Source organism: Lamprocystis purpurea DSM 4197 (assembly GCF_000379525.1).
Lineage (GTDB): Bacteria > Pseudomonadota > Gammaproteobacteria > Chromatiales > Chromatiaceae > Thiodictyon > Thiodictyon purpureum.
In genome coordinates, this window is record NZ_KB902409.1 from 1 (window position 1) to 4,462 (window position 4,462).

A 4,462-nucleotide genomic window follows, 5' to 3' on the forward strand; every position below is an offset into this window, starting at 1 on the left:
TTCGGGAACAGTTGCCCAAAATTCGGCGCCAGCGGGTTGCCGCCCTGCTGTGCCCACTGGTTGACGCGCGCCTGGGTCTGCGTGGCGCCCATCGATCCCAGATTGCGCTGATACTGCGTCAGGTTCTGTTGCAGCGTGCGCACAAACTGCTGCGAGGACGTGGTCAGCCCCGTCAGCCCCTGCGCATTCACCCGATGAAAATTGGTCGCCGCCGCGGTCGCCTCGGCCAGCGCCCGCTGCACGTTCTTCAGTTCGTCGGGGGCGAACAGATGCACGCCCCCGCCCAGCTTGGCCTGCGCATCGCGCAGTTGCTTCAGACCATTGAGGACCTTGGCAATGCTCGATTCGGCATGGCCGATGTTGACACCAACGTCCGCGCTAACGCTCGGCATGGATGGTCTCCCAGTCGTCGTCCTCGGCTAACATGCGCTCCACATCGGCCTCGAAGTCATCGTTCTCGAACTCGGTGACGCCCAACTGCGGATGGCGCGCGTAGTAGTCGGTCCAGAAGTCCAGCGCCATCGCCTCCGGCGTCGCCTCCAGATAGCGCGGATCGGTGGCCGTGAGGTTGAAGGTGCGCCGATACCACCACCCCAGGGATTTACTGAGCCGGCGCGCCTCCGCCTTGACGTTGGCGGTCCATCGCGTCGCGAAAGGCGTCCTCGGCCGACCTCAGCGCGGCGAACACGGCGTAGCAGTCATTCAGATCGGCGGTCTCCAGCGACCACCCGTCCGGCATCCGCGTCAGCAGGGTCTGGAGTTGCGAACTCACCGCCGCGACCGTGCGCAGGCTCTCGCTGGCCTGCGCCTCGGGGCCGCCCAAACACGCCTGATAGGCCCGCTCGATCTGCAACTGCACGCCGATGGTGCGGTGTTGGGCCTCAAAGGCCCCCAGGCCGGACACCGCGAACGTCAAGGGTTGTGGCATCCTAGATCCCCGTACCGGTCACATCGCGCGAATTGAAGGTGGCATCCGACATCACCACGCGGTGCGCACTGATGTTGATGGTGCCTGAAGCNTACGAACAGTANCGGTACTTGCGCAGTTCCTTGATGGCGCTGGATTGCGGATTCTTCTCGTAGATCACGATATCGAACTCCATGCCCTTGAGCCGTTCGGTGCCGTTCTCCCCGATCACCCCCAGGCTGCGCATCGCCCCCACCTTGAGCACCGCGTGTTCCACGGTGATGGTGTGCTGCGCCAGGCTGGGCACGAACTCCAGCGAGTGAATGTCGCCGACCCCCGAGACCGACTCGGGGTTATAGGCATCGGAACAACTCATGCGCTGGATGGTGCCGAAACGCTGCCCATCGAGTTCCAGCGTGATCAGATTGCCGCTATGGGCGACNATGTTTTGAATAGCCATGGTCGCTCCTTAGGTGCTGGTCAGCGTGTTGCGGTAGGGACTGATGCTGATCGGGATCAGGATGTAATTGATCGGGATCACCGGCGAACACTCAAACGAGCAATTCAGCACGTCGCCTTCCAGGCTGATGACGATGTTGCGATACGGCGGGTTGGCCGGATCGCCGACCAGGATGCCGGGGCCGATCGGCGGCGCCACCGCCAAATCGCTCAAGATCGACTCCAGCCGGCTCTTGGCGCGCCCCATCACCTCGAAGCTGGCGCGCTCCCCGAGCANCATTTCCAGGTTGGCGCGCACCGTGTTGGCGACATAATCCACCGCCGCGCCCACCGAGATTTCGCGCCGGTTGTAGCGCGCGTCGGTCTGCCAGGTCGACACCGCCTGCGACACCACCACGCCCTTGTTGCTCTGCACCAAGGGGATCACGCCCGACTCAATCAGCGCGTCGGTGTCGGTCGGCTCGTGCAGCAGCACTTCGGCGCCGGCCACCGAGATCGCCTTGCGGCTCATGGTCACACCGGGGCTCAGCGAGGCGAAGCCCGCCGCCAGGTGGACCGCCGCCATATAGGCNGGGTTCAGGGACAAGACCAGCGTGACCGGATGGTAGTCATAGATCCCCGGCCACACATAGCCGACCCGATCGGCGTTGAGCGTGATGGCGTGCATCCGCGCTTGCGCATCAGTGACCCCGGTGCCGCCGCCGACGAAGGCACGGCGCTCGTGCTTGTTGGCGCTCATGTAGTCACAATGCGCGGCGGCCAAGTCCCACACCGCTTCGGTGGCGGTCAGCGGCACGATCCAATTGGCGTCGATCTCCGACAGCGACTCAAAGCAATCTTCCCAGTCCGTGGTAATCACCCCGACCCCGCCGCCGTAGTCCGTGCCGCCGGTCAGCGAGGTCCAGGCGCAGGCCGCGGGGGCGGCCACCGGTTGCGCCGCGGCAAAGGTGGCATCCAGGAAGATTTCGGCGCTGGAATTGATGTGATTGAGCACCGCCCAGGCGTGGCCGGTGGCCATGGTCAGAACCTTGGCATCCGCCACCACCAGGGCGTCCAGATTGGCCGGCAGGAAGTGTTCCTGCCCGCGCGTCAACACCACCGACCAGTCCGCTCCCAGGTCAGCCGCCATGGCCTCGACCAGCGCCGCGGCGTTGGTGTAGTTGGCCAGGGTGTATTCCTTGAGCAGCGTCAAGTCGGGCGCTTCGATCGTCAGCTTGCCGGCCGCCACCTTCCAGTTCGCCGTCGCCGGGCTGGTGCCGATGTAGTCGATGCTGAAGACTTGCGCGCCGATCCCCTCGCGTCGATACACCTGTTCACCCTGGCGCACCGACACGATGTACGAGGCGTTGTCGACGGCCAATTCCAGGCGCACCGCCAGCGTGGTGGTCAGCGCCCCGTAGTCGGTCGACTTCAGGTCAATGATCGCGACCGCCGCGGCGTTTTTCAGCACCGCGGTGGATTGCGTCGCCGGGTTGACGCGCACCGCCAGCACGATGGCCGGCGAGCCGACCTCGGCAGCCGGGGCGAAGGCGCGCAGACAGGCATCGTACAGCGGGCCGGAGCCGAGCACCTGGCGCGCATGGTAGGGGCTGCGAATCCGCGTCGGCGTTTTCGGGATGCCGCCCGCGGACTCGCCGATCAACGCCAGCACGTTACCGCTGGGGTTGATCTCGGGATACATCTGGCTGTCGTCGATCGCCGAGACGACGGTCGGCGTCACCAGATAGGCGCCGTTGAACATGACTGGCATATCAGGTTGCTCCGTGCTCGAAAGCGTCGAGCGCAGCGGTAAAGGCGGCCGCGGTGGCGTGTTTCAAGCGCTGCCGGGCGCACTGCCGCGCGAACCCACCGGCCAGCGTCGGGCGCTGGCGCAGGCGCGGTTCACGACTCAGGAAGTCGGCGAGCGACAGGCGGGGCGCCGGCGGCTCAGCCGGCGCCAAGGTGACCACGGCAGTGCGCGCGGGCGACGCGGCGGGCAGGGATTCGGGCGGTGCGGACATGGCGAGACTCACTCCGGGATGGTGGCCCCATCATGGCGTCACGACACGGTGACCGCGACCGTCACCGCAGCCAGCGCCGCCACGTCCACGGCGATCGTGCACGGCGCCAGGAAGATCAGGCGCGCCGTGGCGCAGTACAGCGTGGCCGCGTAGGTGCTGAAATCCTCATGATCAGCAAGTGACACTTCCATCTCTTGGATCGCCAGCCACTCCAGCAACTCGCGGTTGCTGATCAGGATGTCGCGCAACGCGGCCCGCAACAGCCGCCGCTCGTCGGGGCTGAATGACGCCAAGCCCACCTGCACGTGATAGCGCGCATACCAGCCGGCCTGATCCTCCCAGTCCCCGGACTCGGTGACCTGTTCGGCCAAACAGCCGCCGATGTATTGCTGATCGGGGGCCGCCTGCTCCAGTTTGATCGACACCGCGGGAAACGCCACATCATCCAGCGCCGGGGGCGCCAGCAACACCTGGAACCGGCCCCGCGGATGGGTCAGNACCCCNGCCGCCAGCAAGGCGTTGAACCCCACCTCCAGGCGCTCGCGCAGCACGTCGAGCGCATCCAACCGGGGCGCNTGGGGCTGGGCCGTCGGGGTGACACTGACCGCCGAGCCAAGGCGCGCCCACGCGCCATTGGTCAGCCCGTAGGCGGCGTACCAGTGCGGGACGCCGACAAGCACATCATGCCAGTCCAGCGCGCCAACGGCCGGCTCCCCGGCATAAATCGGGACTGTATCCGGGCCGCCCGGCAGCTCGGCAAACTGATCATCGTAGCGCCGCTCGATGCGGATGTGCGACACCCCGGCCGGTGGCGACAGGGCCAGATAGACCGCCGCCCCGGCCCGGTGCAGGTCTTGCGCGTAGATGATCATGCGCCGCCGCCGACCATGGCGGCGATATCGCGCTGCAAGGCCGCCGCAAAGGCGGTCTGCGCCACGTCCTTGAAGTCTTCCAGCGCCGTCTTGGCCGGGAATTTGCCGGGTTGCGCGGGGCGCAGCCAGCCGGGCGACCACTCGCCCATGACACGGAACGTCAGATACTGGGTGTCGCGGTTGCCGCCGCGGTCGCTTTGGAACTTCACCATGTTGTTCATGCG

General features: G+C 66.3%; 5 protein-coding genes. All 5 read right to left on the bottom strand.

Annotated elements, in window-relative coordinates:
• Positions 1–392: hypothetical protein (locus A39O_RS32285; RefSeq protein WP_040527303.1), on the bottom strand; the 392-nt coding region annotated here is incomplete at its 3' end.
• Positions 379–522 carry a hypothetical protein gene (locus A39O_RS40470; protein WP_020503879.1) on the bottom strand — a complete coding sequence of 48 codons (144 nt, stop codon included), beginning with the start codon at positions 520–522 and terminating at the stop codon, positions 379–381. The genes A39O_RS40470 and A39O_RS32285, both read right to left, overlap by 14 nt.
• Positions 523–601: 79 nt before the next feature.
• Positions 602–928, bottom strand: coding sequence for a hypothetical protein (locus A39O_RS0106480; protein ID WP_020503880.1), 327 nt, complete (start codon positions 926–928; stop codon positions 602–604).
• Positions 929–3,117: 2,189 nt separating this feature from the next.
• Positions 3,118–3,366 carry a hypothetical protein gene (locus A39O_RS0106495; protein WP_020503883.1) on the bottom strand — a complete coding sequence of 83 codons (249 nt, stop codon included), beginning with the start codon at positions 3,364–3,366 and terminating at the stop codon, positions 3,118–3,120.
• A gap of 868 nt (positions 3,367–4,234) precedes the next feature.
• Positions 4,235–4,462: hypothetical protein (locus A39O_RS32290; protein WP_211211547.1), on the bottom strand; the 228-nt coding region annotated here is incomplete at its 5' end.

Bases quoted from the DNA above. Each gene is read 5' to 3' on its own strand.
- A39O_RS0106480 (WP_020503880.1), bottom strand. From the start codon at position 928: ATGCCACAACCCTTGACGTTCGCGGTGTCCGGCCTGGGGGCCTTTGAG.
- A39O_RS40470 (WP_020503879.1), bottom strand. From the start codon at position 522: ATGGCGCTGGACTTCTGGACCGACTACTACGCGCGCCATCCGCAGTTG.
- A39O_RS0106495 (WP_020503883.1), bottom strand. From the start codon at position 3,366: ATGTCCGCACCGCCCGAATCCCTGCCCGCCGCGTCGCCCGCGCGCACT.